Annotated in this window: 26 protein-coding genes; 19 read left to right on the top strand and 7 right to left on the bottom strand. The window is 64.6% G+C overall.

Annotation, left to right across the window (positions count from 1 at the left end):
• Window positions 1-35 precede the first annotated feature (35 nt).
• Complete coding sequence (gene boxC / locus Q0D31_RS10455) at window positions 36-1,730, top strand: 2,3-epoxybenzoyl-CoA dihydrolase (protein WP_291849519.1); 1,695 nt, start codon at window positions 36-38, stop codon at window positions 1,728-1,730.
• Between the two features lie 111 nt (window positions 1,731-1,841).
• On the top strand, window positions 1,842-3,278 hold the full coding sequence (gene boxB / locus Q0D31_RS10460; protein WP_291849896.1) for a benzoyl-CoA 2,3-epoxidase subunit BoxB: 1,437 nt from the start codon (window positions 1,842-1,844) through the stop codon (window positions 3,276-3,278).
• A gap of 172 nt (window positions 3,279-3,450) precedes the next feature.
• Here boxB and Q0D31_RS10465 read toward each other — a convergent pair whose 3' ends face one another.
• The gene (locus tag Q0D31_RS10465; protein WP_291849522.1) at window positions 3,451-4,251 is read right to left on the bottom strand and encodes an SDR family NAD(P)-dependent oxidoreductase; all 801 of its coding nucleotides are present in this window, start codon (window positions 4,249-4,251) and stop codon (window positions 3,451-3,453) included.
• 168 nt (window positions 4,252-4,419) lie between these two features.
• Window positions 4,420-5,478, bottom strand: a complete 1,059-nt coding sequence (locus Q0D31_RS10470; protein WP_291849525.1) for a polysaccharide deacetylase family protein — start codon at window positions 5,476-5,478, stop codon at window positions 4,420-4,422.
• Window positions 5,479-5,725: 247 nt separating this feature from the next.
• Here Q0D31_RS10470 and Q0D31_RS10475 point away from each other — a divergent pair, with 247 nt between their 5' ends.
• From Q0D31_RS10475 to phoB, 11 genes are all read left to right on the top strand, one after another.
• The gene (locus tag Q0D31_RS10475) at window positions 5,726-7,120 is read left to right on the top strand and encodes an OmpA family protein (RefSeq protein WP_291849528.1); all 1,395 of its coding nucleotides are present in this window, start codon (window positions 5,726-5,728) and stop codon (window positions 7,118-7,120) included.
• 2 nt (window positions 7,121-7,122) lie between these two features.
• Entirely contained in the window at window positions 7,123-7,419 is a 297-nt protein-coding gene (locus tag Q0D31_RS10480) for a hypothetical protein (protein WP_291849531.1), read from the top strand.
• Window positions 7,416-7,691, top strand: coding sequence for a hypothetical protein (locus Q0D31_RS10485; protein WP_291849534.1), 276 nt, complete (start codon window positions 7,416-7,418; stop codon window positions 7,689-7,691). The genes Q0D31_RS10480 and Q0D31_RS10485 overlap by 4 nt, the downstream gene beginning before the upstream one ends.
• Window positions 7,692-8,747 carry a lysylphosphatidylglycerol synthase domain-containing protein gene (locus tag Q0D31_RS10490; RefSeq protein WP_291849537.1) on the top strand — a complete coding sequence of 352 codons (1,056 nt, stop codon included), beginning with the start codon at window positions 7,692-7,694 and terminating at the stop codon, window positions 8,745-8,747. It begins immediately after the preceding gene.
• Window positions 8,748-8,838: 91 nt separating this feature from the next.
• Window positions 8,839-10,140, top strand: a complete 1,302-nt coding sequence (locus Q0D31_RS10495; protein ID WP_291849540.1) for an ATP-binding protein — start codon at window positions 8,839-8,841, stop codon at window positions 10,138-10,140.
• Window positions 10,141-10,282: 142 nt separating this feature from the next.
• Window positions 10,283-11,293 (top strand): phosphate ABC transporter substrate-binding protein PstS, encoded by a 1,011-nt coding sequence (gene pstS / locus Q0D31_RS10500; RefSeq protein ID WP_291849543.1) that lies wholly within the window; start codon window positions 10,283-10,285, stop codon window positions 11,291-11,293.
• Between the two features lie 158 nt (window positions 11,294-11,451).
• Window positions 11,452-12,450, top strand: coding sequence for a phosphate ABC transporter permease subunit PstC (gene pstC, locus Q0D31_RS10505; RefSeq protein ID WP_291849546.1), 999 nt, complete (start codon window positions 11,452-11,454; stop codon window positions 12,448-12,450).
• Window position 12,451: 1 nt separating this feature from the next.
• Window positions 12,452-13,297, top strand: coding sequence for a phosphate ABC transporter permease PstA (pstA, locus tag Q0D31_RS10510; RefSeq protein WP_291849550.1), 846 nt, complete (start codon window positions 12,452-12,454; stop codon window positions 13,295-13,297).
• Complete coding sequence (gene pstB, locus Q0D31_RS10515) at window positions 13,294-14,115, top strand: phosphate ABC transporter ATP-binding protein PstB (RefSeq protein ID WP_291849553.1); 822 nt, start codon at window positions 13,294-13,296, stop codon at window positions 14,113-14,115. Before pstA ends, pstB begins: the two co-directional genes overlap by 4 nt.
• 205 nt (window positions 14,116-14,320) lie before the next feature.
• A complete protein-coding gene (gene phoU / locus Q0D31_RS10520) occupies window positions 14,321-15,037 on the top strand; it encodes a phosphate signaling complex protein PhoU (RefSeq protein ID WP_291849556.1) in 717 nt (238 codons plus the stop codon).
• A 22-nt stretch (window positions 15,038-15,059) separates the two neighbouring features.
• Window positions 15,060-15,761: a phosphate regulon transcriptional regulator PhoB gene (phoB, locus tag Q0D31_RS10525; protein ID WP_291849561.1), complete on the top strand. Its 702-nt coding sequence runs from the start codon at window positions 15,060-15,062 to the stop codon at window positions 15,759-15,761.
• A 17-nt stretch (window positions 15,762-15,778) separates the two neighbouring features.
• On the opposite strand, the gene Q0D31_RS10530 is transcribed toward phoB, so the two are convergent.
• On the bottom strand, window positions 15,779-16,288 hold the full coding sequence (locus Q0D31_RS10530; RefSeq protein ID WP_291849564.1) for a GcrA family cell cycle regulator: 510 nt from the start codon (window positions 16,286-16,288) through the stop codon (window positions 15,779-15,781).
• 481 nt (window positions 16,289-16,769) lie between these two features.
• Here Q0D31_RS10530 and Q0D31_RS10535 point away from each other — a divergent pair, with 481 nt between their 5' ends.
• From Q0D31_RS10535 to Q0D31_RS10545, 3 genes are all read left to right on the top strand, one after another.
• Window positions 16,770-17,978, top strand: coding sequence for an aspartate aminotransferase family protein (locus tag Q0D31_RS10535; protein WP_291849567.1), 1,209 nt, complete (start codon window positions 16,770-16,772; stop codon window positions 17,976-17,978).
• Window positions 17,978-18,904: an ornithine carbamoyltransferase gene (gene argF / locus Q0D31_RS10540; RefSeq protein WP_291849569.1), complete on the top strand. Its 927-nt coding sequence runs from the start codon at window positions 17,978-17,980 to the stop codon at window positions 18,902-18,904. The genes Q0D31_RS10535 and argF overlap by 1 nt, the downstream gene beginning before the upstream one ends.
• Window positions 18,905-19,116: 212 nt before the next feature.
• Window positions 19,117-20,124, top strand: a complete 1,008-nt coding sequence (locus tag Q0D31_RS10545; RefSeq protein ID WP_291849572.1) for an Hsp33 family molecular chaperone — start codon at window positions 19,117-19,119, stop codon at window positions 20,122-20,124.
• A 27-nt stretch (window positions 20,125-20,151) separates the two neighbouring features.
• Here Q0D31_RS10545 and Q0D31_RS10550 read toward each other — a convergent pair whose 3' ends face one another.
• The 4 genes from Q0D31_RS10550 to apaG all read right to left on the bottom strand — a co-directional run bounded on the left by Q0D31_RS10550 (window position 20,152) and on the right by apaG (window position 23,269).
• Window positions 20,152-20,925: a sensor histidine kinase gene (locus Q0D31_RS10550; protein WP_291849575.1), complete on the bottom strand. Its 774-nt coding sequence runs from the start codon at window positions 20,923-20,925 to the stop codon at window positions 20,152-20,154.
• 105 nt (window positions 20,926-21,030) lie between these two features.
• Window positions 21,031-21,417, bottom strand: a complete 387-nt coding sequence (locus Q0D31_RS10555; RefSeq protein WP_291849899.1) for a response regulator — start codon at window positions 21,415-21,417, stop codon at window positions 21,031-21,033.
• A gap of 778 nt (window positions 21,418-22,195) precedes the next feature.
• A complete protein-coding gene (locus tag Q0D31_RS10560; RefSeq protein WP_291849578.1) occupies window positions 22,196-22,525 on the bottom strand; it encodes a hypothetical protein in 330 nt (109 codons plus the stop codon).
• Window positions 22,526-22,876: 351 nt separating this feature from the next.
• Window positions 22,877-23,269: a Co2+/Mg2+ efflux protein ApaG gene (apaG, locus tag Q0D31_RS10565; protein WP_291849901.1), complete on the bottom strand. Its 393-nt coding sequence runs from the start codon at window positions 23,267-23,269 to the stop codon at window positions 22,877-22,879.
• Between the two features lie 240 nt (window positions 23,270-23,509).
• Between apaG and Q0D31_RS10570 the strand changes: the two genes are divergently transcribed.
• Genes Q0D31_RS10570 through Q0D31_RS10580 form a run of 3 tightly spaced genes read left to right on the top strand, consistent with a single transcriptional unit; the run spans window position 23,510 to window position 26,466 of the window.
• Window positions 23,510-24,763: an OpgC domain-containing protein gene (locus Q0D31_RS10570; RefSeq protein WP_291849581.1), complete on the top strand. Its 1,254-nt coding sequence runs from the start codon at window positions 23,510-23,512 to the stop codon at window positions 24,761-24,763.
• Window positions 24,760-25,518 (top strand): SGNH/GDSL hydrolase family protein, encoded by a 759-nt coding sequence (locus Q0D31_RS10575; RefSeq protein WP_291849584.1) that lies wholly within the window; start codon window positions 24,760-24,762, stop codon window positions 25,516-25,518. The genes Q0D31_RS10570 and Q0D31_RS10575 overlap by 4 nt, the downstream gene beginning before the upstream one ends.
• Before the next feature lie 12 nt (window positions 25,519-25,530).
• Entirely contained in the window at window positions 25,531-26,466 is a 936-nt protein-coding gene (locus Q0D31_RS10580) for an SGNH/GDSL hydrolase family protein (protein WP_291849587.1), read from the top strand.
• Window positions 26,467-26,666: the final 200 nt, after the last annotated feature.

Consider the following 26,666-nt stretch of genomic DNA (forward strand, 5'->3'; position numbering starts at 1 on the left):
TTTACACTCAACGAGACGTCAATAGAGGGTGGCCCATGGCCGGTGAAGATCGCGTCCTCGCAGGCGGCGCGAAGTACATCGATTTCCAGACCGATCCGCAACGCTACCGGCACTGGAAGCTTGGCGTGGACGGCGAGGTCGCGACACTCACCATGGACGTCGACGAGAATGCCGGCCTGTTCGAGGGCTATCAGCTCAAGCTGAATTCCTACGATCTCGGCGTCGACATCGAGCTTGCCGATGCGGTGCAGCGGCTCCGTTTCGAGCACCCCGGGGTCAAGGTGGTGCTGCTCCGCTCGGGCAAGAACCGGGTGTTCTGCGCCGGCGCCAACATCCGCATGCTGGCGGGGGCGACCCACGCCCACAAGGTCAATTTCTGCAAGTTCACCAACGAGACCCGTAACGGCCTGGAGGATTCCTCGGAGAATTCCGGGCAGCGCTTCATCGCCGTGGTCAACGGCACCGCGGCCGGCGGCGGCTATGAGCTGGCGCTCGCGGCCGATCACATCATGCTCGCCGACGACGGCGCTGCCGCGGTGTCGCTGCCGGAGGTGCCGCTGCTCGCGGTGCTGCCGGGCACCGGCGGCCTGACGCGCGTAGTCGACAAGCGCAAGGTGCGCCGCGACCATGCCGATTTCTTCTGCACCATCGAGGAAGGCATCAAGGGCAAGCGCGCCGTCGCTTGGCGGCTGGTCGACGAGATCGTCCCCAACAGCAAGCTCGAGGGCAAGGTCGCCGAACGGGCCAGGGAATTCGCGGCAAGCTCGAAGCGCAGCGGCAGCGGCAGCGGCAACGGCATCGCGCTGACGCCGCTGACGCGGACCGTCGACGACAGCAGCATCCGCTACGGCTTCGTTGCCGTTGACATCGACCGCGCGGCGCGGATCGCGACCATCTCGATCAAGGCGCCGGAGGCGGCCCCGCCTGGTGATATCGACGGCCTGATCGCACAGGGCGCGTCGTTCTGGCCGTTGCAGGTGGCGCGCGAACTCGATGACGCGATTCTCCATTTGCGCATCAACGAGCTCGGAATCGCGATGCTGCTGTTCAAGTCGCATGGCGATCCCGCCAGTGTCGTCGCCTGCGACGGCTTGCTCGAAGCCAACAAGGGGCACTGGCTGGTCAACGAGATCAGGCATTACTGGAAGCGGGTCCTCAAGCGCATCGACGTCACCTCTCGGACGCTGGTGACGCTGGTCGAGCCCGGCTCCTGCTTCGCCGGCACGCTCGCCGAACTCGTGTTCGCCGCCGACCGCTCCTACATGCTGATCGGCTCGCGGCAGGGCGACAACCGCAGCCCGCCGGTGATCCAGCTCACCGCCATGAACTTCGGCCCCTGTCCGATGAGCCATGGCCTGACCCGGCTGCAATCGCGCTTCCTGGCCGATCCCTCCGATCTGGAGCGCGCGCAAGCCGCCATCGGCGCGCCGCTCGACGCCGCCGAGGCCGAGCAACTCGGTCTTGTCACCTTTGCCCTCGACGACATCGACTGGGACGACGAGGTGCGGGTGTTCCTGGAGGAGCGCACCTCGTTCTCGCCCGACGGCCTCACCGGCATGGAAGCCAATCTGCGCTTCGCGGGGCCGGAGACCATGGAATCGAAAATCTTCTCGCGGCTGACGGCGTGGCAGAACTGGATCTTCCAGCGCCCCAACGCGGTCGGCGAAGACGGCGCGCTGCGCCGCTACGGCAGCGGCCAGAAGCCGCAGTTCGACATGACGAGAGTTTAAGGGGCGAATAGCGAATGGCGAGTGGCGAATAGTCGCCCTTCTTGCATTCGCTACTCGCCATTCGCTATTCGCTAAACACCCCCAACACGGGAGGCCGCCACCATGAACATCATGAACGTCGACTACTCGACCAAGATTCCCAACAACGTCAATCTCAGCGAAGACCGCCAGGTGCTGAAGGCGCTGGAGGGCTGGCATCCCGGCTACATGGACTGGTGGAACGATATGGGGCCGGAAGGCTTCCAGCAATCGCTGGTCTATCTGCGCACCGCCTATTCGGTCGATCCGCGCGGCTGGGCCAAGTTCGACTACGTCAGGATGCCGGAATATCGTTGGGGCATCCTGCTGGCGCCGCAGGAAGAGAACCGCGTCATTCCCTTCGGCGAGAACTACGGCAAGCCGGCCTGGCAGGAAGTCCCCGGCGAACACCGCGCGACGCTGCGCCGCCTGATCGTGATCCAGGGCGATACCGAGCCGGCCTCGGTCGAACAGCAGCGCCATCTCGGCAAGACCGCGCCCTCGCTCTACGACCTGCGCAATTTGTTCCAGGTCAATGTCGAGGAAGGCCGCCATCTCTGGGCCATGGTCTATCTGCTGCAGAAGTATTTCGGCCGCGACGGCCGCGAGGAGGCCGACGATCTGTTGCGCCGCCGCTCCGGCGACGCCGATTCGCCGCGCATGCTGGGAGCCTTCAACGAGGCGACGCCGGACTGGCTGTCGTTCTTCATGTTCACCTATTTCACCGACCGCGACGGCAAGATGCAGCTGCACAGCCTCGCGCAGTCCGGCTTCGATCCGCTGTCGCGCACTTGCCGCTTCATGCTGACCGAGGAGGCGCACCACATGTTCGTCGGCGAGACCGGCATCAGCCGCGTCGTGCAGCGCACCTGCGAGGCGATGAATCAGGCCGGCATCGCTGATCCCGCCGACATCGCCAGGGTGCGCGCGCTCGGCGTCATCGACCTGCCGACGATCCAGAAGAAGCTGAACCTGCATTATTCGCTGTCGCTGGATCTGTTCGGATCGGAAGTCTCGACCAATGCCGCCAACGCCTTCAATGCCGGCATCAAGGGCCGCTACCGGGAAACCCAGATCGACGACGATCACCAGCTGAAGAACGCGACCTACCCGGTGCTCAAGCTGGTCGATGGCGTGATCAGGCGGGTCGACGAGCCGGCGCTGACCGCGCTCAACATGCGGCTGCGCGACGACTACACGCAGGATTGCGTCAAGGGCCTGCTGCGCTGGAACAAGATCATTTCGCTTGCCGGCTTCAACTTCGAGCTGGCGCTGCCGAACGTCGCCTTCCACCGCCAGATCGGCGAGTTCAAGGATGTCAACGCCACGCCCGAGGGCGCGCTGATCGACGACGCCACCTGGAACGCCCGCAAGGGCGAATGGCTGCCTTCGACCGCAGACGGCGACTTCATCGCCTCGCTGATGAAACCGGTGACCGGGACCGGCGCCTACGCCAACTGGATCTCGCCGCCGAAGGTCGGCATCGACAACAAGCCCGGCGATTTCGAGTATGTGAAGATCGAGACGTGAGGGGGGGGCGTAAACCGCGCCTTCAATCCGAGCTGTCGTCACCCGCGAAGGCGGGTGACCCAGTAAACGTAAGCGAGAATTGTAGAAACGCCGCGGCCAGCCAATCCAGGCCGCGGCTTACTGGATACCCCGCCTTCGCGGGGTATGACAACTGCTGGGGTTTCACGCCCCTCTACCCCGCGATCTCCAGCCCGGCGTTGGCGTAGACCACGCCGCCGTCGACCGCGATGGTGTTGCCGATCACGTAATCGCCGGCGCGCGCGGCCAGATAGATCGCGATCCCCGCCATGTCCTCGTCGGTGCCGATGCGCCGCGCCGGAATGCGTTGGGCCACTTCGTCCGAGCGGTCGCGCGCGGCGCGGTTCATGTCCGACTTGAACGCGCCCGGCGCGATCGCGGTGACGTTGATATGGTCCTTGACCAGCTTGGTGGCCATCCGCCGCGTCAGGTGGATTACCGCGGCCTTGCTGGCGGCGTAGGAATAGGTCTCGCCCGGGTTGACGAAGATGCCGTCGACCGAGGCGATATTGATCACCTTGGCCGGCCGCTCCGGCGAAGCGGCGGCGCGCAGCGGCTTCGCCAGCGCCTTGGTCAGGAAGAACACCGACTTGACGTTGAGGTCCATGACCTTGTCCCAGCCGTTCTCCGGGAACTCGTCGAACTCCGCGCCCCATGCCGCGCCGGCATTGTTGACGAGGATGTCGAGCTTCGGCTCCCGCTTGATGATCTCGGCGGCGAGTTTGTCGCAGCCCGCGACCGTGGAAATGTCGATCGGCAGCGCGATGCATTCGCCGCCATAGGCGGCCGACAGTTCCTTCGCAGTCGCTTCGCAGGGGCCCGCCTTGCGCGCGGTGATGTAGACCCTGGCCGCGCCTTGCGCGAGAAATCCGGCGGCGATCATCTTGCCGATGCCGCGCGATCCGCCCGTCACCAGCGCGACGCGGCCGTGAAGCGAAAACAGATCCTTGAACATGGCTTCCTCCATTGCTTTGCGGCGGTTTTGGCGGGAGGCGTGGTGCGAGTCAAGGAAGGTGCTCTTTCCCTCTCCCCCTTGTGGGAGAGGGTGGATCGAATGAGCAGAGCTCATTCGAGACAGGTGAGGGGTTCCTTCCGCGGAGACAGAAGGGAAGTGAAACGAAATTCAGGCCGCGTCGATGCGGCGAAAGCCGTTCCAGACCGCGGTGGCGGCGCCGGAGGTCAGGACCGGGATGAGACGCGCGTCCTGGTAATTGCCGTTGAGCGAAACGCGCTGCAGCGCCGTGAGGTGGTCGGCGCTCTCCGGGAAGATCATGCCCGGCCGGGTGGTGACCGCCGTCTTGAAGCCGGCCGCCTGCGCCAGCTTGAACTCACGCGGGCCGGCGGCGAGCCGGTCGCCATAGGGATAGGCGAAATGCAGCACTGGCCGCTGCAGCACGGCCTCGATCCGGGCGCGGCTTGCGGTCAGTTCGAACGACGCCGTCGCTTCGCGCTGCCGCGCCAGATTGCAATGCGTGACCGTATGCGCGCCGATCGTCACCAGCGGATCGTTCGCGAACGCCTTCAGCTCGTTCCAGGACATGCAGAGGTCGCGGACGATCCCGGCCTCGTCGATGCCGTGGCGCCGGCAAAGCACGGAGACCTCGCGCTGCGGGCCGCGTTCGCCGCGAAGGCCGCGCAGCCAGTCGTGCAGCCGGTCGAAGGCGGCCTGCTTGGCCGCCGGCGTCGAGGCATCCAGGCGGGTCGCGACGCCGCCGATTGGAGCCTCGATCGAGGACGCCGTGGAGATCAGATGCTCGAGCCCGACCCACCACAGCCGGCCGACCCCTTCGGCGAAATCGCTGGTCACATAGATGGTGAGGGGCGCGTCGAACTCGCGCATGATCGGCAAGGCGTAATCCCTGTTGTCGCGATAGCCGTCGTCGAAGGTGAAGCAGGCGAAGCGCCGCGCGAAATCGCGCTCCTGGAGCCGCCGATACGCCTCGTCCATGGTGACGATATCGATGTCAAGGGCGCGCAGATGCGCCAGCATCGCGCGCAGGAACTCCGGCTCAACCTCAAGGTGATGATTGGGTTGAAACGCGTCGTCGCGGCCCGGGCGGACGTGGTGCAGCATGAAAATGGCGCCGACGCCCGCGAGCAGGGGGCGCAGCAGGTAATGCGCGCCGGACAAATAGAGCGCCTCAAAGCCGGCGCGGATAGCGGTGTTGCGAAGTCGTTTCATCGAGGTGGCGGGCCGCCGGGTTGCCGTGTTGGGCTGCCGACCAAGTTAGCGGCCGACCGCTAAAGAAACTGTTAGCCGTAACAAGCATCCGCGCCCTCCGCTTCAGATGCCATTTCGGGTTTGACAGCCCCGTCAGGGTTTGTTTTCTCTCTGTTCGCAATGCCCCTTGCGCCCGAAGTTCGCATCGGGGCGACGTGACCGCGAACGAACTTCGGAAACGGGGCGCCATGGCCCCGCAGGACCTCGAATGCACCGACTCTTCGGGTGGAGTAGTAAATGGTGGCCGGGCGTAATTCCCCTGGTCATCTTCTGGGCGATCGCGGCCTGGAACAGCACGGAGCCGCTGGAAGCCGATCTGGTCCAACGTGCGACCGCGGCGCTCAAGGACACCCTGCTCGACAAGCGGCGTATCTCGGTCGCCGGTCGCGACGTGACGTTTGCGGCGGAAGCGTTCTCGGAAGACGGGCGCGCCAGCGCGGTGGCCTCGGTGGAGGCCGTGCCGGGCGTGCGGCTCGTCAACGACCAGACGCGCCTCGTTCCCGAAGCCAAGCCGTTTGCCTGGTCGGCTGAACGCGACGTCGTCCGGGTCACGCTGTCGGGAAATGCGCCCTTGCCGGCGACCAAAGCCAGGGTGCTGGAGGCGGCGCGCGCCAATCTGGGCGGTGTGGAGGTCGTCGATGCGATGAATCTCGCGCGCGGCGCGCCGCCGCGCTTTGATAGCGCCGCGTTGCTGCTGCTCGACCAGATCGGCAAGCTGAAGGACGGCAAGATCACGCTGTCGGACACCAAGGTCAGCCTGTCCGGCATGGCGCGGGATCTCGGCGGCCGGGAGGCCATCACCGCGGCGCTGCGTAACCTGCCCGAAGGCTACTCGGTCGCGGCCAATGACGTCAGGGCGCCACCTTACATCTTCCAGGCGTACAAGGACCCGGTCGCGGTGACGCTGACGCTGACCGGCTATGTTCCTGACAATACCGTCCATGCGGCGCTGGTGGCGGCGGCGGGACGCAAGTTCTTCAGGGAGAAGGTGGTGGACAACCTCAAGGCGAGCGTCGGCGCGCCCGCGGGCTTTGCCAATGCGGTGACGCCTGCGTTGAGCGCGCTTTCGCGGCTGTCGACCGGCACGCTGGTGGTCTCGGACCGGGAGGTGAAGCTGTCGGGCGATGCGCTCTATGAAGCGGCCGCCGATCAGATTCGCGCCGGCCTCGGCAAGGACTTTCCGCCGGGCTGGCAGTTCAGGCCGGAGATATCGGTCAGGCCGGCCGCCGCGCCGGTTGACGCCACCGTCTGTCAGCAATTGTTCGCGGATCTGCTTGGCAAGGCCAGGATCAGATTCGAATCCGGCAAGGCCAACATCGTCGAGGATTCGGCCGGGCTGCTCGACCGCCTGATCGAAACCGCATTGCGCTGCCCGAACGCCAATATCGAGATCGCCGGCCACACGGATTCCGACGGCGAGAATTCGGCCAACCAGGCGTTGTCGGAGAAGCGTGCGCAGGCGGTCGTCGACTACCTCGTCAAGGCGGGATTGCCGGCGAACCGTTTCAGCGCGGTCGGTTATGGATCGACGCAGCCGATTGCGGCCAACGCGAGTGACGAAGGCAAGGCGCAGAACCGCCGCATCGATTTCGTGGTGAAGTAGGCATGATCCATCTGACGACATTTTACTGGATAGCGTTGCTGGCGTCGCTGTGGCTCGGCCTTGCGGTCGGCTGGATATCCGTGGTTCAGCGCGGCGCAGGGGTCTCGGAGAGATGGCGCTGGTGGCTGGTCGCCTTGGCGACGGCGCTGGTTGCGGCCGCCTTCGCGCGCGTCGTGCCCGGCCGCGCCGGCTATTGGCTTGACCTCGGCCTCCTGATGTCCGCGATCTACCTTTGCGGATGTACGCTCGGATCATGGTTGCGCGGCCGGGCGATCTCGCGCAACGCGCCCGCCGAGTGACCGCGCCCGTGGCGCAAGAGCACTTCGTCGCCGCCACCGGCTTGCAGCCGCTGCCGCCAATGCGCCGGAACCGCGTGCCGGCGGGGAGATGGCGGCAAAACCGCGCCTCCACCGGCATCCGTTCGCCTAATAGGCTGAAGAAGCGCGTTTTACTGTCATCAGGCGAATTCCACTCCGGTTCAAAACGCGCTACCAGAGCAGCCATGGAGCAGTGTAGCCTCGGCTGGGTTCTGGCCGATATCGCTGCTGCAGGATCGCAATTCGAGGTCTAAATGCTGGAAGCAATACGCAGGGCGATCGCGTTTCTGCGCCAGAAGCAGGTCCTGCATCGGCTGGGCGTTGTGGTCAGCGTCACCGTCATCGCCGTCGCGTGCTACGTGCTGTATCACATGCTCCGCGGCATCGACGCCAACGAGGTGATCGATGCGATCAAGCGAACCGAGCCGCGCCGGATCGCGCTGGCGGCTCTGTTCGTCGCGGCGGGCTATTTCACGCTCACCTTCTATGACTGGTTTGCGGTCCGCGCGATCGGTCACGGCCACATCCCCTATCGCGTCAACGCGCTGGCGGCTTTCACCTCCTATTCGATCGGCCACAATGTCGGCGCCAGCGTTTTCACCGGCGGCGCCGTTCGCTACCGGATTTATTCGGCCTGGGGACTGAACGCCATCGACGTCGCCAAGGTCTGCTTTCTGGCAGGGTTGACGTTTTGGCTCGGCAATGCCGCGGTGCTGGGAATGGGCATCGCCTATCACCCGGAGGCCGCCGCCTCGATCGACCAGTTGCCGGTCTGGCTCAATCGCGTCGTAGCCGTTGGCATCATCATCGGCTTGATCGGATATGTCGCCTGGGTCTCGGTTCGGCCGCGCGTCGTCGGCCGCGGGCCCTGGACGGTCACGCTGCCGGGCGGCCCGCTGACATTGCTGCAGATCGCCATCGGCATCGTCGATCTCGGCTTCTGTGCGCTGGCGATGTACATGCTGGTGCCCGACGAGCCCCATATCGGGTTTGTCGTGGTCGCGGTCATTTTCGTCTCGGCGACGCTGCTGGGGTTCGCCAGCCATTCGCCTGGCGGACTTGGCGTGTTCGATGCCGCGATGCTGGTGGGTTTGTGGCAGATGGACCGGGAAGATCTGCTGGCCGGGATGCTGCTGTTCCGGCTGCTGTATTATATCGGTCCGTTCGTCACATCTGTAATCTTGCTGACGCTTCGGGAAATTATCCTTGGCGCGCGGGTCAAGCGCCTGCGCCGGCTGACGCCTGGGCCTGCCGCTGAGCCGCGACGCGAAGCCGTCTATGTGCGCGAGCGTGGCGACGGCGGCGCCTGACGCGACGGCCCAGCGGGGTTGAACCGATTTGGCGGCGTTTTTCTTGCGAAGCGAAGAAAGCGCGGCGAAACCCAGGGAAGAAGCCGACGCCATGGCGATAGACGATTCCGGTTCCTCCTCTTTCTTTGCGCCGTGGCCGGAACGGCTGCGGCATTCCGCCATCATCCTGCTTGCCGCCGGCCTCGCGCTGAGCGCGCTGGTGGCGTTGGCCGATCTCTCGCTGGCGCCCGCCGCGGCGGTCTTTGCCTGCATCGCCGCCGCGGCCCTGGTGCCGTGGCGGATGCGGCACACGGTCGCCTCGCGTGAGGAAGTCCGCGCCGTCACTCCGGCCGAGTCCGCGGCCGTCGCCGCCGTCGTCGCCGGAATGCCGGACCCGGCCGTGCTGCTCGATCGCGCCGGCCGCGTCATTCACCTCAATGCCGCCGCCGCCCAGCTTGCGCCCGCGTTGCGCAAGAACGAGCTGGCCCAGTTCGCGCTTCGCTCGCCCGAAATCATCACCGCCTTGCGCGAGGCGATGGCAACGAGCGAATCGCGTCGGACCACCTACCTCGATCAGGTGCCGGTCGACCGCTGGATGGAATTGACCATCACGCCGGTGCCGATGCCGACGCCGTTCGGCGGCGCCGAAAAATGCCTGCTGCTGACTTTCCACGACCAGACGCCGCTGCGGCGGGTCGAGGAGATGCGGGCCGATTTCGTCGCCAATGCCAGCCACGAACTGCGTACGCCGCTCGCGGCGTTGTCGGGCTTCATTGACACGTTGCAGGGGCCGGCCAGGGACGACGCGAAGGCGCGTGAACGCTTCCTCGGCATCATGCATACCCAGGCGACCCGGATGGCGCGGCTGATCGACGATCTGTTGTCGCTGTCGCGGGTCGAATTGTCAGCCCATGTCCGGCCCGACGTGCTGGTTGATATCGTGCCGATCATCCGCCAGGTCGTCGAGGGGCTGGAGCTGCTGGCCAGGGAACGTCAGGTCGTCATCGCAGTCGAAATCCCGGACAAGCCGGTGACGATTGCCGGCGACCGCGAGGAACTGCTGAGGCTGTTCGAGAACCTGATCGAGAACGCGCTGAAATACGGCGCCTCCGGCGGCAAGGTTGCGGTCTCGCTCGTCACGGCGACCTCGGGCGAGGGCGCGCCGGAAGTCCGCGTCATGGTGCGCGATTTCGGTCCGGGAATAGCCCCGGAACATCTCCCGCGGCTGACTGAACGGTTTTATCGCGTCGACGTCGGCGATAGCCGCGCGCAAGGTGGAACCGGGCTTGGCCTGTCCCTGGTCAAGCATATCGTGGTCCGACATCGCGGCCGCCTCTTGATCGAAAGCGTGCCCAGGAAGGGCGCGACATTCACCGCCTGTTTTCCCCAGGCAAAACCGGCCGAGGCGATCTAAAGTCATATATTTCAATAGCTTGTGACTGTCATCCAGATGTCACGAAACCTTCGTAAAAGCTCTACTGACCGCGCCTAAACGGGGCGCCGTGAGCGCGATCGGGCGTAACAGACGCTTCGCTCACCAACGACGGAGGCTTCCCATGAAACCCTTTAAGGCAATCGTCGCAGCCGGCCTGCTGGCCGTGGCGACCCCGGCATTCGCCTCGGACATCACTGGCGCTGGCGCGACCTTCCCGTTCCCGGTCTATTCAAAGTGGGCGGACGCCTACAAGAAAGAAACCGGCAAAGGCCTGAACTACCAGTCGATCGGCTCCGGTGCCGGCATCAAGCAGATTCAGGCCAAGACCGTCACTTTCGGCGCCACCGACGCCCCGCTCAAGGCCGAGCGACTCGAAAAGGACGGCCTGGTGCAGTGGCCGATGGTGATGGGCGCGATCGTGCCGGTCATGAACCTCGACGGCATCAAGCCTGGCGAACTCGTGCTGTCGGGCGAATTGCTGGCCGGCATCTACCTCGGCAACATCAAGAAGTGGGATGATCCGGCGATCACCAAACTCAATCCCAAGCTGAAACTGCCGGCCGAAGCCATCACGGTCGTGCGCCGCTCCGACGGTTCGGGAACCACCTTCAATTTCACCGACTATCTTTCCAAGACGAGCGCTGACTGGAAGACCAAGGTCGGCACTGGTACGGCGGTCGAATGGCCCGTCGGCGTCGGCGCCAAGGGCAATGAAGGCGTCGCCGGCAATGTCGGCCAGACCAGGAACTCGATCGGCTATGTCGAGTATGCCTACGCCAAGCAGAACAACCTGACCACCGCTTCGATGGTCAACAAGGCCGGCAAGGCCGTGCAGCCGACCATTGCCGCCTTCCAGGCAGCGGCGGCAAACGCCGACTGGGCCAAGGCGCCCGGCTATTACGTGATCCTGACCGACCAGCCCGGCGACGCTTCCTGGCCGATCACGGCGGCGACCTTCATCCTGATGCACAAGGACGCCACCGACAAGGCCGCCTCGCAGGAGGCGATCAAGTTCTTCCGGTGGGCTTTCCAGAAGGGCGACAAGATGGCGGAAGAACTCGACTACATTCCGATGCCGGACCCCGTGGTCAAGCTGATCGAAAAGACCTGGTCGTCCGAGATCAAGAGCTGACCCGTCCAGGCGTCACAACCGCATGGTCCAACCCGGCCAGTCCCGGGTTGGACACCCCCTTTTGAGCTTTGCCACACCGGTAAGTTTGCGACACCGAAGGGCGGCTAAAATCTTTGCGCCGGATTCCGGCCGGTTGGGCTATAGTACGGGGAATTTTCGTGGCGGACATGGCGGTTCAAAGCGATGTGATGGAGGCTGCCGGACCGTACGATCGCGCCCGGGCGCTTGGCGCTTTCAAGCTCGGCGATGTCACCTTCTACTGGGTGACTCGCGCCTGCGCGATCTCCGTTCTCCTCATCCTGGGCGGCATCATCCTTTCGCTGATCGTGGGCGCCTGGCCCGCGATCAGCGAGTATGGCGTCGCCTTCCTGTGGACGCAGCGCTGGGCGCCGTCGGCGGATCCGCCGGTGCTCGGCGCGCTGGGTCCGATCTACGGCACGCTGATCACCTCCTTCATCGCGATGCTGATCGCGGTTCCGGTCGGCCTCGGCATCGCGATCTTCCTGACCGAGATAGCCCCGATCTGGCTGCGCCGACCGATCGGGCTTGCCATCGAACTGCTCGCGGGGATTCCCTCGATCATCTACGGCATGTGGGGTTTCTTCGTGCTCGGGCCGTTCCTGGCCAACCATTTCCAGCCCGCCATGATCAGCCTGTTCGACGGCGTCCCCGTGCTCGGAACGATCTTCGCCGGTCCGCCGTCCTATCTCAGCCTGTTCAACGCGGCGCTGATCCTGGCGATCATGGTGCTGCCTTTCATCACCGCCATCTCGGTCGACGTTTTCAAGACGGTGCCGCCGGTGCTGAAGGAGGCCGCCTATGGGGTCGGCTGCACCACCTGGGAGGTGGTCCGCAGCGTCGTCATTCCCTATACCCGCGTCGGCGTCATCGGCGGCGTCATGCTGGCGCTTGGCCGCGCGCTTGGCGAGACCATGGCGGTCACCTTCATCATCGGCAATTCGTTCCGGATATCGTCGTCGCTGTTCGCGCCGGGCACCACGATCTCGGCGGCGATCGCCTCCGAATTCGCCGAGAGCGACGGCCTGCACCAGTCGGGCCTGATCCTGCTCGGGCTGCTGCTGTTCCTGCTCACCTTCATGGTGCTGGCGGCGGCGCGGCTGATGCTGTCGCGGCTGGAACGACAGGCGGGGAGCTGACATGAACCCGATCTACGCAGCCCGCCGCCGCAACGACATCATCATCCGCCTGCTGTGCGTCGGCGCGGCGGTTTTCGGCGTGGTCTGGCTCGGCCTCATTCTGTTCACGCTGTTCTTCAACGGCGTTGCCGGGATCAATCTTGCGGTCTTTACCCAGGACACGCCGCCGCCGGGATCGACCGATGGCGGCCTGCGCAACGCCATCGTCGGCTCGATCATGATGACCGCGGTCGGCGTCGGCATCGGTGCGCCGCTCGGCCTGCTCGCCGGCACCTATCTCGCCGAATACGGCAAGCACGACAAGCTCACCTCTGTGATCCGCTTCATCAACGATATCCTGTTGAGCGCGCCCTCGATCATCATCGGCCTGTTCATCTACGGCGCCGTGGTGGTGCCGATGGGCGGATTTTCGGCCCTTGCCGGCTGCCTGGCGCTCGCGGTGATCGTGATCCCGGTGGTGGTGCGCACCACCGAGGACATGCTCGGACTGGTTCCCAATCCGCTGCGCGAGGCGGCCTCCGCGCTTGGCATGCCGCGCTCGCTGGTGATCAAGCGGGTCGCCTATCGCGCCGCCCGCGCCGGTCTCATCACCGGCGTCCTGCTGGCCACCGCGCGGGTCGCCGGTGAGACCGCGCCGCTGCTGTTCACGGCACTCTCCAACCACTTCTTCAGCCTCGACCCGACCAAGACGATCGCGAACCTGCCGGTCACCATCAACAATTTCGTGCAGAGCCCCTATGCCTACTGGAAGCAATTGGCCTGGACCGGGGCGTTGCTGATCACGCTCACCGTGCTGGCCCTGAATATAGGCGCACGCATCCTCGGCGCCGAGAGGACACTGAAATGAACGATCTGTCCGTATCCGTGAGTTCCGCAACCGGGCCGGTGCCGCAGATGGCGTTGCCCGATGCGCCGGCCAAGGTGACCGCCCGCGACCTGAACTTCTACTATGGCGACAACCACGCGCTGAAGAACATCAACATGGCGCTCGGCGTCAACCGCGTCACCGCCTTCATCGGACCTTCCGGCTGCGGCAAGTCCACCCTGCTGCGGGTTTTCAACCGGATGTACGACCTCTATCCCGGCCAGCGCGCGACCGGTCACGTGATGCTGGACAATACCGACATCCTCGATCCCAAGCTCGACGTCAACCTGCTGCGGGCCCGCGTCGGCATGGTGTTCCAGAAACCGACGCCGTTTCCGATGACGATCTACGAAAACATCGCCTTCGGCATTCGCCTCTACGAGAAGATCTCGAAATCCGAGATGGACGGCCGGGTCGAGAAGGCGCTGCGCGGCGGCGCGCTGTGGAACGAGGTCAAGGACAAGCTGAATGCGTCGGGCCTGTCGCTTTCCGGCGGCCAGCAGCAGCGGCTTTGTATCGCCCGCACCGTGGCGGTGCGCCCCGAGGTGATCCTGTTCGACGAGCCGTGCTCGGCGCTGGACCCGATTTCGACCGCCAAGATCGAGGAATTGATCCATGAGCTGTGCGAGAATTACACCATCGCCATCGTCACCCATAACATGCAGCAGGCGGCGCGCGTCTCGGACAAGACTGCGTTCATGTATCTCGGCGAACTGGTCGAGTTCGGCGACACCAACAAGATATTCACCTCGCCGAGCGATCGACGCACCCAGGACTACATCACCGGCCGGTTCGGCTAGGGCGTTTTGAGCGAAGCGAAAACAGTTCGCGTGAGAGCGTGGCGTCGACCCGGAGATCAGGAAACCCGTTTCGATACCGTCAACGGAGACGGGTCTGCGGCGTGATCCGGAAAAGCGGAAACCCGCTCTCCGGGAAGATCACGCTCAAACAAGCAAAGAAGGCCAGGGTGCGATCCGGTCGCATCATGGCTTGAGGAGACAGCACATGGCTTCCGACCATACCGCCAAGGCGTTCGACAGCGACCTTCAGGAATTGACCCGTCTGGTCGCCGAGATGGGCGGCCTGACCGAGCGCATGATCACCGAATCCGTCGACGCGCTGATCCGCCGCGACGTTGCCCTCGGCAAGCGCGTTGTCGCATCCGACCTTGAAATCGACCGCCTGCAGCACCTGATCGAGGAACGTGCGGTGCTGACCATCGCGCGGCGCCAACCGATGGCGGTGGACCTGCGCGAAATCGTCGGCGCGATGCGCGTCGCCATCGACCTCGAGCGGATCGGCGACCTCGCCAAGAACATGGGCAAGCGGGTCGCGGCGCTGGAGAATGATTTCCAGCCGCTGAAGCTGATCCGCGGCATCGAGCACATGACGGATCTGGTCCTGTCGCAGGTAAAGTCGGTTCTGGACGCCTATGCGGCGCACGACCTTCCGGCGGCGATGGCGGTCTGGAAGGGCGACGAGGAAGTCGACGCCATCTGTACCTCGCTGTTCCGCGAACTCCTCACCTACATGATGGAAGATCCCCGCAACATCTCGTTCTGCATTCATCTGATGTTCTGCGCCAAGAACATCGAGCGGATCGGCGATCACGCCACCAATATCGCCGAAACCGTCTTCTACATGATCGAAGGCCAGCAGATGCTCGAGCAGCGCCCCAAGGGCGACATGACGAACTTCGCGGCCGCGGTTCCCGGCAACTGACAAGATGGAAGGCTGAATCAATATGAGCGCACGGATCATGGTGGTCGAAGACGAGGAAGCGCTGACCACGCTGTTGCGCTACAACCTCGACGCCGAAGGCTATGACGTCGAAACCGTCGGCCGCGGCGACGACGCCGACACCCGGCTGAAGGAACGGGTGCCCGATCTCGTCGTGCTCGACTGGATGCTGCCGGGCCTGTCGGGCATCGAATTGTGCCGCAGGCTGCGCGCGCGGCCGGAAACCCGGCAGTTGCCGATCATCATGCTGACCGCGCGCGGCGAGGAAAGCGAGCGGATCAGGGGGCTGGCGACCGGGGCCGACGACTACATCGTCAAGCCGTTCTCGGTGCCGGAATTGCTGGCGCGGGTGAAGGGGCTGTTGCGCCGGGCAAGCCCGGAGCGCCTGGCCACCGTCCTGACCTATGGCGATATCGAACTCGACCGCGAAAAGCGCCGCGTCGCGCGGTCCGGCCGCCCGATCGATCTCGGCCCGACCGAATACCGCCTGCTGGAGTTTTTCCTGGAGCATCCCGGCCGCGTGTTCAGCCGCGAGCAATTGCTCGACAGCGTCTGGGGCCGCGACATCTATATCGACGAACGTACCGTCGATGTGCATATCGGCCGCCTGCGCAAGCTGCTCAATCCCGGCCGCGCGCAGGACCCGATCCGCACCGTGCGCGGCGCCGGCTACGCGCTGGATGACCGGTTCGCCAAGGCGGAGTGATTACCCAGGGGAAGTGATTACCGCGTCGGCTTCGGTTGCTGCCGGCGGCGGTCGCCGGCGGGCTGATAGGCGACGCGCGAGTGATGCGCGCAATAGGGCAGGCTGTTGAGCGCCTTGCCGCCGCAGAAAAAGAATTCCGGACTTGCGGGATCGCCGACCGGCCAGTGGCAGGTGGCTTCGTTCAATTCCAGCAGCGTCAGCCGCTGGCTCATCGGCACGACGTTGTCGAACGCGACCGGATCGGGCTCCATCTCGACTTCGAAGGCGTGCGCCAGCGCGGTATTTCCGCGCGAGACCGGGCGCGACACCCGCATCATCTGCTGGGCGGGACGCGCCTTGCGCGGGCGCGGCGCGGCCGAGGAGGGACTCTTGGCGCGGCCCGAAAGACCGAGCCGATGGACCTTGCCGATCACCGCGTTTCGCGTCACGCTTCCGAGTTCTGCGGCGATCTGGCTGGCCGACAATCCGGATTCCCAGAGTTTTTTCAGTTGCTCGACGCGATCTTCGGACCAGGTCAATACCGTCATCGCATTCTTCCCTTCGCGTCACGCCGGCCAATTGGGACAGCGCCGGCGGTGTTATCAGTCAAAATCCCTGCAGTCAGAATCCCCTAGCTCCCGCCGGGCGCGATAGCGCGCCCGGACGTTTACGCAGCACAAAACGGACTCTTGGGTTCACAACCGCCGCACGAGATGTCGTATCCGACAGCCCAGACGCTACAATATGGCGAGACTCAGGCGCAAGAGTCCGGGGACGAAGCGTCCACATGTTCTGACATCTGGGCATCGCGATGCGTGTTTTGTACCACACCCGGAATCCCGCGGATCGACGCATCTTGCGATGCGGAAACGCGGTTTTCTCCGTGTTGACAGCGCCCGCCGCCCGCCTAGAATGCCTCTCACGTGCCGCCCGCAAGAGGCGGCACGTTTGTTTTAGCAAGACCGGCTGATGCCCGCGTTGGCGCCAATGCACGCGTGTGAAGCGGCCGGTCAAACCTCAGTGATTGCCATGACCCATAGCGCCACGTCGCATCTGCTTCCCGTCTTTGCCAGGGTCGATCTCGGCTTCGAGCGCGGTGAGGGCGCGTGGCTGGTCGCAACCAATGGCGATCGCTATCTCGACTTCACCTCCGGCGTCGCCGTGAATGCGCTGGGCCATTGCCATCCGCATCTGGTTGCGGCCTTGCAGGAGCAGGCGACCAAACTGTGGCATATGTCGAACCTGTTCAAGTCGCCGGACGGCGACAGGCTCGCCGCGCGGCTGTGCGAGCAGAGCTTTGCCGATTTCGTATTCTTCTGTAACTCCGGCGCGGAAGCGATGGAATGCGCGATCAAGGTCGCGCGCCGATATCACGCCGCCAAGGGCCACCCCGAGCGCTACCGCCTCGTCACCTTCGAGGGTGCGTTCCATGGCCGAACCCTTGGGACACTGGCTGCGACCGGCTCTGCGAAATATCTCGAAGGGTTCGGACCGCCGCTCGACGGCTTCGACCAGGTGCCGCACGGCGACCTCGAGGCGGTGAAGAAGGCGATCGGCCCGCACACCGCCGGCATCCTGATCGAGCCGGTACAGGGCGAGGGCGGCGTGCGCACCGCGCCGAACGCGTTCTTCAAGGCGTTGCGCCAGTTGTGCGACGACCACGGCCTGTTGCTGATCTTCGACGAGGTGCAGACCGGCATGGGCCGCACCGGCGACCTCTTTGCCTACCGCAAGCTCGGCGTTACCCCTGACATCATGCCGCTGGCCAAGGCGCTCGGCGGCGGCTTCCCGATCGGCGCCTGCCTTGTCACCGCGGAGGCTGGCTCCGGCATGACGCCGGGATCGCACGGTTCGACCTTCGGCGGCAACCCGCTGGCGATCGCCGCCGCCAACGCCGTGCTCGACGTCATGCTCAAGCCCGGCTTCTTCGACCATGTTCAGAAGATGTCGCTGTTGCTGAAGCAGAAGCTCGCCTCCGTCGTCGATCGCTATCCGGCGGTGCTGTCGGAAGTGCGCGGCGAGGGGCTGCTGGTCGGCGTCAAGGCCGTGGTGCCGTCGGGGGATCTGGTCAACGCGTTGCGCGAGGAGAAGCTGCTGACAGTCGGCGCCGGCGACAACGTGGTGCGGTTCCTGGCGCCGTTGATCGTTACCGAAGCCGAGATCGAGGAATCGGTCCAGCGGCTCGAGCGCGCCTGCGTCGCGCTATCGGCCGGACAGATGAAGAAAGCGGCGGGGTGATGAGCGCGCCCGTCCGCCACTTCCTCGACATCAGCGAACTGCCGCTGGCCGAACTGCGCTCCATGCTGGCGGCCAGCGCCGCCATGAAGGCGAAGCTGAAGGGCCATGAAAAGACCGGCAAGCCGCTCGAGGGCAAGACGCTGGCGATGATCTTCGAGCGGCCCTCGACCCGGACGCGGGTATCCTTCGACGTCGGCATGCGCCAGCTCGGTGGCGAGTCCATCATGCTGACCGGCGCGGAAATGCAGCTCGGTCGCGGCGAGACCATCGCCGATACCGCGCGCGTGCTGTCGCGCTACGTCGATGCGATCATGATCCGCATTCTCAACCACGACGCGCTGCTGGAGCTGGCCGCGCACGCCACCGTGCCCGTGATCAACGGGCTGACGCGGCGCTCGCACCCGTGCCAGGTGATGGCCGACCTGATGACCTTCGAGGAGCATCGTGGCTCGATCGAGGGCCGCACCGTGGCCTGGACCGGCGACGACAACAATGTGCTGGCGTCGTGGGCGCATGCGGCGGAGCGTTTCAGGTTCCAGCTCAATGTCGCCACCCCGCCGCAGCTCGCGCCCAACAAGGCGCTGAAGGACTGGATCAAGGCGACCCAGGCCCCGATCGTGCTCGGCAACGATCCGGAAGCCGCGGTTCGCGGTGCCGACTGCGTCGTCACCGACACCTGGGTGTCGATGGGCGACAAGGACGGCGAGCACCGTCACAACGTGCTGAAGCCCTATCAGGTCAATGCCAAGCTGATGTCGCTGGCCAGCCGCGACGCCATCTTCATGCACTGCCTGCCGGCGCATCGCGGCGAGGAAGTCACCGATGAGGTGATCGACGGCCCGCAATCGGTGGTGTTCGACGAGGCCGAAAATCGCCTGCACGCGCAAAAGGGAATTCTGGCCTGGTGTTTTGACGCGGTGGCCTAGAACTCCCGGTCGTCCCCGCCTAGTGCGCAATTGCGCACGGGCGCGGGGACCCATACCGCGTGGTCTCTCGATCATGGCGCTGTGGTGGACATCAGCTACGACAAAAAGGCCTGTGGTTATGGGTCCCCGCGTTCGCGGGGACGACGTGTCGAGATAGTTTCGCCGCCCTTCAACCCCTTTCGTTTCGCCCCCGAGCCCCCAGATAAGACGCCATGGTTTCACAATCCCCCGATACCAGGATCACGACCGAGGCGCCGGTCCGCGCGCCCTCGACCGTTCCGGTCGATGACACCGTGCTGCCGTTCGAGGTTGAGACCCTCGACCTGCGCGGCCGGCTGGCCCGCCTCGGCCCGGCGCTCGACGACGTCCTGGCCAAGCACGATTATCCCGCGCCGGTCGGAAAGCTGCTCGGCGAGGCGATCGTGCTGGCAACGCTGCTGGGCTCGGCCCTGAAATTCGACGGACGCTTCATCCTGCAGACCCAGACCGATGGCCCGGTGTCGTTCCTGATCGTGGATTTCCAGGCGCCCGATCGCCTGCGCGCCTATGCGCGTTATGACGCATCGCGGCTGACGGACGGCCAGGATTCCGGCGCCCTGCTCGGCAAGGGTCATCTGGCCATGACCGTCGATCAGGGGCCGGACATGAGCCGCTATCAGGGGCTGGTGGCGCTCGACGGCGGCAGTCTCGAAGAGGCCGCCCATGAATATTTCCTTCGCTCCGAACAGATTCCGACCCGCGTGCGGCTCGCGGTCGGCGAGGAATGGCGCGGCGGTGACGGCGACGGCCCGAAACATCGCTGGCGCGCCGGCGGCATGCTGCTGCAATTCCTGCCCAAGGCGCCGGAGCGGGCGCGGCAGGCCGACCTGCATCCCGGCGATGCGCCTGATGGCGCGGTGACGCATCGGATTATGGAAGACGACGCCTGGGTGGAGGGTCAGTCGCTGATCGGCACTGTCGAGGATATCGAACTGATCGATCCGGATCTGTCGGGCGAGCGCCTGCTGTACCGGCTGTTCCACGAACGCGGGGTGCGGGTGTTCGCCCCGCTGCCGCTGCGCGCGCGCTGCTCCTGCTCGCGCGACGCGGTGTCCTCGATGCTGAGGAGCTTCGCCGCAAGCGACCGCGCGGACATGGTCAAGGACGGCAAGGTGGAGGTGACCTGCGAGTTCTGCTCGTCGGTCTACCGGTTCACCCCGCACGAGGCGGGCGTGGAATAGGCGCGCGGCGGCCGGGCGTGAGGGACGCTATGCCGCGATCGAAGTCAGAGAAGCCATCGGCACGTCGAATGCGTAGACGAAGCCGGTCGGCGCATAAGTCAGCCGTACCTCGCCGCGGAGCTGCTTGCCGAGGGTCTCGATCAGCCGAGTGCCGAAGCTGCGTTTTGCGGGCGGGCGGACTTCCGCGCCGTTGGTCTCGGTCCAGGTGAGCTGCAGGCGCCGCGCCTGCTGATCCAGCGTCCATCGGATATCGACGCGCCCTTGCGGGACCGACAGGGCGCCGAACTTGGTGGTGTTGGTGCAAAGCTCGTTCAGCGTCATCGCGATGGCGATGACGGCGCTCGAAACCATGCGGATTTCGGGTCCCGAGATCGAGAACTTCGGTTGATCGGGATCATCGAAGGCTTCGGTGGCGCTGCGGACGATCGTGCCGAGGTCGGCGCTGGTCCATCTTGCCAGCAACAGCAGATCGTGCGCCCGCCCAAGCGCGAGCAGCCTTCCCTCGATGGCGTGCTGCGCGTGCCTGGCTTCGGGCACGTCGCGCAGGCTCTGCGAGACGATGGCGCCGACCGTTGCGATCGTGTTCTTGATGCGGTGATGCATTTCCTCGAGGATCAGCTTCTGCAGCCTGTCGGCCGCCTCTCGCTCTCTGGCGTCGATGCCGGCCGTCTCAAGCAAGCTCTGCGCGTCGATCTCGGCCTGCGCGAGCAGAAGCCGCAGGCTGACATTCTCTGCCTCCAGATCGTCTGCTGTTGCGCTGCTATTACGACGCGGGTCCGCTTGGAGATCGGTATCGGCCATTGCCAACTGTATCACCGTGGCTTGAGTAACGCACCGTTCTTCAGGGGCGGTTTTTTGCCGTATTGGGGGGATTTTAGCTGTTTTCGATGGTGAAAACCGCTGGCGTCAGGCGTGGCCGATCATGTGGCGCATTTCGTTTATCACTTCGTGGGCATCGAGTGGCTTGCCGAAGAACCTGCAGTGCGGAGGTAGATCGATGTTCTGCAGCTTCAATTGCCCCGATACCACGATAATCTTGATCGCCGGCCACCGCTCATGCACGGCATGCGCAAGTCCGACCCCGTCCATCTGGCCTGGCATCTGGATATCGGTGCACATCAGCGCGACGTCGGAGCGGGATTCCAGGATAGCGACGGCTTCGGCGGCGTCCAGCGCCTCCAGTGGCGTGTATCCGGCGTCTTCCACCATGTCGACCGCGCGCATGCGCAGCATCATGTCGTCCTCGACAATGAGAACGATCGCGGCAATGTGTGAATGATCAAGCGCCAACATGCGGGCGCCCATGGGAAGCGGTGCGCGGTCTGGATGGGTGTTCATTCAGGACAAGCATCTTGCAGCACATATGATCCCCCTTCGATTCAAAAAACAAAAACGCATGGGCCGTTACCGTCCTGGTCTTCGATAAAGGCTGGCGCGCGACCTTATCGACCATGTGGGGATCTTTTGCCAGATAGCGGGGACGATAGCGGATTTGTTTTGCGGCTGGGGCTGACAGACCTTGCAATGGCGGCGCCAAGTAGCCAGTTCAACATAAGCGTCATCGCATTGCCGGTTTGTCGGCCTTGCGGCCGACGTCAACCTCCTGGCTATTCCAATCCTGTCAGTCGCATGACCAACCGAAACTCGCTTCGATGCGTGTTTTCCGGTCAGGGCGGCTCGCGGCTGCAAAGGGCTTGCGGGCGTCGCAGCCGCAGATATTGCAAGATTGTCGCCGGAAAGTTTCGACGAGCATGCTTGATGCACTGGCGTGAACGGCAACCGCAGCCGACCAACCTCTTGGAGAATTTTCATGGATACGAGCTCAGCAACTCTGCTTGCTTGCGCCGCAATGTTCTTTCTCTCGTTCGTCGCGATCGGGGCCTTCTGGTTTGTCGAGCGGTTGCGGGGAGCGAGCGCCCCCCGCGTGTGAACGCGGGTCGTTGCGTTTCGCGTATCCGGGGATCGGCGCCATGCCGATCGACGACTTGGTCTGAGCCGTTTGGAGCTTTAGTCCAGAAAAGAAAGCCGCGGATTTCTCCGCGGCTTTCATATCAAGTCTTCTTGGCTGCGCTCAGTAGCGGCCGCTGCCAATTCCGATGCTGACACCGGGGGCCTGGAAGCCGACGCCGCCCTGGTGATGATCATGGCCGCGGTAAGCGCGACGCTCGATGTAACGCTCGCGCCGGGGGGCATATCCGTATGAATCGTGGCTTTCACGGATGATGACGCGGCGTTGACCGCGTTGGCGCCAGCAACGGCCGTACTCATCGCAGACCATGCGGACGTTCTCGATATTGCTCTCCGGAGCGATCGAAACGTTCGGGGACAGCGGGGCGGCGGACGCGGCGGTCGCAAGCAGGGCGCCTGCGCCTGCGGCCAGATAGATGGCTAAGGTTTTCATCTTTTCTCTCCAGGAACTGATTGTGTCGGGGGACCAACAGGCCAGCGAGGCAATGGTTCCATGCCGGAAACCGTTATTTTTTGCCCATCGTGCAGCGAACAGCGCCGCGAGATCGCGGACCCATGTCTAACCGTCATTGCGAGCGCAGCGAAGCAATCCATCGCGCCACAAAGAAAGCAAGAATGGATTGCTTCGCTGCGCTCGCAGTGACGATCAGGCGCGCATTGACGCGCCCCGGTGGCTCGCAATGAAGATCCAGAGGCAGCGGCGGTGGAGCCGAGAAGCCGCGGCGTACTGGATGCTCCGCCATTGCGAAGCATGACCGTCGCTGCGGAGCGCGGCGGGTCGCTGCTAATTCAGCACCCGCTTGTGATCCGGACTATCCAGCGAGAACGTCGGCACGTCGATTTCAAACCGTTCGCCGCTTTCGCTGACCATCTGATAGCGGCCGGTCATGAAGCCCGAGGCGGTCGGGAGCGGAACGCCGCTGGTGTATTCGAAGCGCTCGCCCGGTGCGAGCACCGGCTGTTCGCCGACCACGCCCTCGCCGCGGACTTCCTGCTTACGCCCGGTGGCGTCGGTGATGACCCAGTGCCGGGTGCGAAGCTGAACGGTCTCCGCGCCGGCGTTGGTGATGACGATGGTGTAGGACCAGAAATACTGGCCCTTATCGATCGACGAGCGTTCCGGCAGGAAATTCGGTTCGACGGTGACCTCGATCTGGCGGGTGACGGCGCGGTACATGCGATGGGTGTTCCGGAAATTCCTGTCTTGCATCATAGCGACAAAAGCCCGGCTAACCAATCGTCCGGCGGCCCGGCGGGGCTTCGATCATCGCGGTTTCAACACAGTTGCGGTCTATGGCGCAACCGCGCGCTCCCGGCCTCGTGTCACAGGGTTGCGAATCTTGCAAGCAACCCGCGGGTCGATATGATCGTATCCGGGTGGCGCCGGTGCGAGTGCCCGATTGCCGAACGGTGCCAGATGACGTCCACTGCCGATCCAACCGCCGGAAAGCCCGGTGGCGCGTCGTCCGCCAATGATGCTGCCGCGGCAGTTTCCGCGCCTGCAATCACGCTGCCGGGGGCCGGCGCGCGCGAATTGCGGCTCGATCTGTTTCGCGGGATGGCGCTGTGGCTGATCTTCGTCGATCATCTGCCAACCAACATCCTGACCTGGTTCACGATCCGCAACTACGGATTTTCCGACGCCACCGAGATATTCATCTTCATCTCCGGCTACACCGCCGCCTTTGTCTATGGTCGCGCGATGCTGGAGGCCGGCTTCGTGGTGGCGACCGCGCGCATCCTGCGGCGGGTTTGGCAGATCTACGTCGCGCATGTGTTCCTGTTCACGATCTTCCTGGCGGAAATTTCCTATGTCGCCACCCGTTTCGAGAACCCGCTGTACAGCGAGGAAATGGGCATCATGGATTTTCTCAAGCAGCCTGACGTCACCATCGTCCAGGCGCTGCTGCTGAGATTCCGTCCCGTCAACATGGATGTGCTGCCGCTCTATATCGTGCTGATGCTGTTCCTGCCCATCGTCCTCTGGCTGATGAAGTGGCGGCCCGACGTTTCGCTCGGGTTGTCGGTGCTGCTGTACGCGCTGACCTGGCAGTTCGACTGGCATCTGTCGGCCTATCCCAACGGGTTCTGGGCCTTCAACCCGTTCGCCTGGCAATTGCTGTTTGTGTTCGGAGCCTGGTGCGCGCTGGGCGGCGCGGCGCGGATGTCCCGGATCCTGTCATCGCCGGTGACGATGTGGATCTGCATCGCCTACCTCGCTGCCGCGTTCTTCGTCACGCTGACCTGGCATGTGCCGCAACTCGGCTATCTGATGCCGCGCCGGATCGAGAAGTGGATGTATCCGATCACCAAGACCGATCTGGACGTGCTGCGCTTCGCCCATTTTCTGGCGCTTGCCGCGCTGACCGTCCGGTTCCTGCCCAGGGACTGGTCGGGGCTCAAGTCGCGGTGGCTGCGGCCGTTGATCCTGTGCGGCCAGCATTCCCTGGAGATATTCTGTCTTGGCGTCTTCCTGGCGTTCGCAGGGCACTTTGTGCTGGCCGAGGTGTCCGGCGGCGCCGTCATGCACGCGCTGGTCAGCCTCGCCGGAATCCTCATCATGTGGGGAATGGCGGCGCTGATTTCATGGTACAAGCACTCGGCCGACAAGGGTGCCTCCAGGACGCCGGGTACCCGCGGCAACGCCGATATGGCCGGAGGTAGCATATGAGGCCCGGTTCCAGGGCTTTGACGGGTGCGGTCCTGCTCGCGGCATGCCTGGCCGCAGGCTTCGCGCGCGGCCAGGAGGCCCCCCGGAACTGCGACGTCCCGGCCTATCTGCTGAGCACCGACAGTGTGCTACTGAAAGTAGCCGACTCCATAAAGAACACTCATTCGTTGAAAGTTCTGGTGATCGGCAGCCGCTCCTCCACCATCGTTTCCTCGGAGGCGAGCGCTTACCCTGCACGGCTTCATGCGGCGCTGAAGGAGCGGCTGCCGTCGGTCGCCGTCGATCTCTCCGTCGAACTCCAGACCGGGAAGACCGCCGAGGAGGTCGACGCCAACCTCGTTAAGCTGTTGGAAGGAAAAAAGCCTAATCTGGTGATCTGGCAGACCGGTACCGTGGATGCCATGCGCGCGGTCGATCCCGATGATTTTCGCGGCGCTGTCGACGGTGGCCTCGCTGCGTTGCAAAGTGCTGGAGCCGACGTGGTCCTGGTCAATCTGCAGTATAGTCCGCGCACGGAGACGATGATCTCCGCGCCGCCATATCTGGATCATCTGCGGGTGGCGGCGCAGCAGCACGACGTTCCGCTGTTCGACCGGTTCTCCATCATGCGTCACTGGAATGAGGTCGGAGACTTCGATCTGTTCAGCACCTTTCCCGGCGTCGAGATGGCCAAGCGGGTTCACGCCTGCCTGGGCCGGGCGCTGTCGAAGTTCGTGCTCGACGCGGCCCGCCTCGACCCGGCGCAGCAGAATTAGGGACTGGCGTCAATGAGGCGTTACTTCCCTTTTCGCTGGTCGAAATTGCTGGCCGCCTTCGCCGCGGGCCTGGCGCTGCTGGCGCCGGCCCCGGTGTGGCTCCTGCAGGCCCAGACCGCCCCGCCGGCGCAAACCGTGGCCGCGCCGTCGGCGCAGAAAAATATCGCCGGCAAGACGGTCGACAAGGTCAAGGAAGCCACGAAGTCGGCGGCTGACATTTTCACCCGCGTTCCCTGCCTGCCGCCCAAGGGCGGCTACAAGTCGATGGGCTCGCTGCCGCGGATCGCCGGCAAGCTCGCCGCGGGTCAGCCGGCGGTGATCGTCGCCTTCGGGTCGTCGTCGACGGCCGGCTACGGCTCGACGTCGCCAGAGTACGCCTATCCGAGCCGGCTCGCGGCGCAGTTGCATCGGCAATATCCGGACTCCGACATCACCGTCGTCAATCGCGGGCAGGGCGGCGAGGACGCGCCTGAGATGATGAAGCGGTTGCAGACCGCGGTGCTCGACATGCACCCGGACCTGGTGATCTGGCAGGTCGGCACCAACGCCGTGCTGCGCAACCTCGATCCGGCCGAGACCGCGCGGCTGGTCGAGGAGGGCATCGCGCGGATCCAGGCCGCGGGCGCCGACGTCGTGCTGGTCGATCCGCAATATTCGCCGCGCGTCAACGAGAAAGCCGAAAGCGCCGGCAAGATGAGGAACGTGCTCAGCAAGGTCGCCGAGCTGCGCCGGGTCGGCGTGTTCCCGCGCTTCGAAGTGATGAAGGACTGGCACGAGCGGCAGGCGATCCCGATCGAGAATTTCGTGATCGCCGACGGGCTGCACATGAGCGACTGGGGCTACGCCTGCTTCGCGCAACTGCTCGGCGACGACATCATCAAGTCGGTCGGACAGATCAAGCGCGGCGTCAACGTGCCGTCCGACGTGCGGGCGTACCGGCCGATGTGAGCGGGGGCGAGTAGCGAATGGCGAATGGCGAGTAGCGGGTGTGGGCCGGTGTCTCAATACCTCGCCGGTCACCACGCAAGGTTCCAGGCTCCTTTGCATGGGGTTGTTTTCGATATTTTGTGCCGACGCTGCCCGCCGTGCGGGCGTACCAGCCGATGTGCGTGTAGGCGAATAGCGAATGGGATCTCATTCGCCATTCG

Origin of the sequence: Bradyrhizobium sp., from assembly GCF_022844465.1 — a bacterium.
In the GTDB taxonomy this organism is placed as follows: Bacteria; Pseudomonadota; Alphaproteobacteria; order Rhizobiales; family Xanthobacteraceae; genus Bradyrhizobium.

Coding starts and splice junctions, on each gene's coding strand:
- Q0D31_RS10495 (WP_291849540.1), top strand. CDS start 8,839: ATGGCGATAGACGATTCCGGTTCCTCCTCTTTCTTTGCGCCGTGGCCG.
- pstA (WP_291849550.1), top strand. CDS start 12,452: ATGAACCCGATCTACGCAGCCCGCCGCCGCAACGACATCATCATCCGC.
- pstB (WP_291849553.1), top strand. CDS start 13,294: ATGAACGATCTGTCCGTATCCGTGAGTTCCGCAACCGGGCCGGTGCCG.
- apaG (WP_291849901.1), bottom strand. CDS start 23,269: ATGTACCGCGCCGTCACCCGCCAGATCGAGGTCACCGTCGAACCGAAT.
- Q0D31_RS10475 (WP_291849528.1), top strand. CDS start 5,726: ATGCACCGACTCTTCGGGTGGAGTAGTAAATGGTGGCCGGGCGTAATT.
- Q0D31_RS10480 (WP_291849531.1), top strand. CDS start 7,123: ATGATCCATCTGACGACATTTTACTGGATAGCGTTGCTGGCGTCGCTG.
- phoB (WP_291849561.1), top strand. CDS start 15,060: ATGAGCGCACGGATCATGGTGGTCGAAGACGAGGAAGCGCTGACCACG.
- Q0D31_RS10530 (WP_291849564.1), bottom strand. CDS start 16,288: ATGACGGTATTGACCTGGTCCGAAGATCGCGTCGAGCAACTGAAAAAA.
- Q0D31_RS10470 (WP_291849525.1), bottom strand. CDS start 5,478: ATGAAACGACTTCGCAACACCGCTATCCGCGCCGGCTTTGAGGCGCTC.
- Q0D31_RS10550 (WP_291849575.1), bottom strand. CDS start 20,925: ATGGCCGATACCGATCTCCAAGCGGACCCGCGTCGTAATAGCAGCGCA.
- phoU (WP_291849556.1), top strand. CDS start 14,321: ATGGCTTCCGACCATACCGCCAAGGCGTTCGACAGCGACCTTCAGGAA.
- Q0D31_RS10490 (WP_291849537.1), top strand. CDS start 7,692: ATGCTGGAAGCAATACGCAGGGCGATCGCGTTTCTGCGCCAGAAGCAG.
- Q0D31_RS10545 (WP_291849572.1), top strand. CDS start 19,117: ATGGTTTCACAATCCCCCGATACCAGGATCACGACCGAGGCGCCGGTC.
- Q0D31_RS10580 (WP_291849587.1), top strand. CDS start 25,531: ATGAGGCGTTACTTCCCTTTTCGCTGGTCGAAATTGCTGGCCGCCTTC.
- Q0D31_RS10555 (WP_291849899.1), bottom strand. CDS start 21,417: ATGTTGGCGCTTGATCATTCACACATTGCCGCGATCGTTCTCATTGTC.
- Q0D31_RS10465 (WP_291849522.1), bottom strand. CDS start 4,251: ATGTTCAAGGATCTGTTTTCGCTTCACGGCCGCGTCGCGCTGGTGACG.
- pstS (WP_291849543.1), top strand. CDS start 10,283: ATGAAACCCTTTAAGGCAATCGTCGCAGCCGGCCTGCTGGCCGTGGCG.
- Q0D31_RS10575 (WP_291849584.1), top strand. CDS start 24,760: ATGAGGCCCGGTTCCAGGGCTTTGACGGGTGCGGTCCTGCTCGCGGCA.
- boxC (WP_291849519.1), top strand. CDS start 36: ATGGCCGGTGAAGATCGCGTCCTCGCAGGCGGCGCGAAGTACATCGAT.
- argF (WP_291849569.1), top strand. CDS start 17,978: ATGAGCGCGCCCGTCCGCCACTTCCTCGACATCAGCGAACTGCCGCTG.
- Q0D31_RS10535 (WP_291849567.1), top strand. CDS start 16,770: ATGACCCATAGCGCCACGTCGCATCTGCTTCCCGTCTTTGCCAGGGTC.
- Q0D31_RS10560 (WP_291849578.1), bottom strand. CDS start 22,525: ATGAAAACCTTAGCCATCTATCTGGCCGCAGGCGCAGGCGCCCTGCTT.
- boxB (WP_291849896.1), top strand. CDS start 1,842: ATGAACGTCGACTACTCGACCAAGATTCCCAACAACGTCAATCTCAGC.
- Q0D31_RS10570 (WP_291849581.1), top strand. CDS start 23,510: ATGACGTCCACTGCCGATCCAACCGCCGGAAAGCCCGGTGGCGCGTCG.